2 protein-coding genes are annotated in these 862 nt (G+C 64.2%); both read right to left on the bottom strand.

All coding sequences use genetic code 11. The features are described from left to right. On the bottom strand, window positions 1-211 hold a 211-nt coding region (locus tag EN932_RS37135), incomplete at its 3' end, for a GNAT family N-acetyltransferase (protein ID WP_164890894.1). Then, on the bottom strand, window positions 208-862 hold a 655-nt coding region (gene serB, locus EN932_RS37130), incomplete at its 5' end, for a phosphoserine phosphatase SerB (RefSeq protein ID WP_128369576.1). The genes serB and EN932_RS37135, both read right to left, overlap by 4 nt.

The raw sequence follows: 862 nt of genomic DNA, 5'->3' as shown, positions 1-862 counted from the left end.
CGGTGGCGGTGATCTCGGCGGCAGCAAAACCGTATCCGTCGTTCGTGGTCCAGGCCCGGAGCTCGTCCATCTTGGCATCCGCCTGGGCACGGTCACGGCGGAATGGAAAGAACTCCATCACCCGGTCGTCGGAGTTGATGCGGTGGAACAGGTCGCGGTCGCGATCCTCCCAGTTGCGCAGGATCAGGCGCTCGGTACGCATTGGTTTCATTGCACAAAGTCCTCCTGCCTGTAGCCCTGCATATAGAGCAGCGCGGTCAGGTCGCCATGATCGATGCGGACCTTGGCCTGTGCCGCCACCGTCGGCTTGGCGTGAAGCGCGACACCGGTACCGGCAAGGCGGATCATGTCGAGATCATTGGCGCCGTCACCGACGGCAATGGCGTCGGCGGGCGTCAGGCCGAGACGCGCTGAAATTTCGATCAACGCGTCGGCCTTGGCGGCGCGGCCGAGGATAGGTTCGCCGACCAGGCCGGTGAAGCGCCCGTCCTGTTCGAGCAGGCGATTGGCGCGGTTCTCCTGGAAGCCGAGCATTGCGGCGATGCGCGTCGTGAACACCTCGAACCCGCCAGACACGAGTGCCGTCCAGGCACCGTTGGCGCGCATGGTCCGGACCAGAACACGGCCGCCCGAGGCCAGCGTCAGGCGATTGGCGACGATGCGATCGACCACGGTGGCGTCGAGGCCCTTCAGCAACGCCACCCGCTCGCGCAAAGCCGGTTCGAAGGCGATCTCGCCATTCATGGATCGCGCGGTAATCGTGGCAACATGATCCTTTACGCCGATCTCGTCGGCCAGCTCGTCGATGCATTCCTGGTCGATCATGGTCGAATCCATGTCGGCGATCAGGATTTTCTTGCGG

Origin of the sequence: Mesorhizobium sp. M7A.F.Ca.US.002.01.1.1 (genome assembly GCF_004022955.1) — a bacterium.
GTDB lineage: Bacteria > Pseudomonadota > Alphaproteobacteria > Rhizobiales > Rhizobiaceae > Mesorhizobium > Mesorhizobium ciceri.
This window is presented reverse-complemented; position numbering and strand designations above follow the sequence as displayed.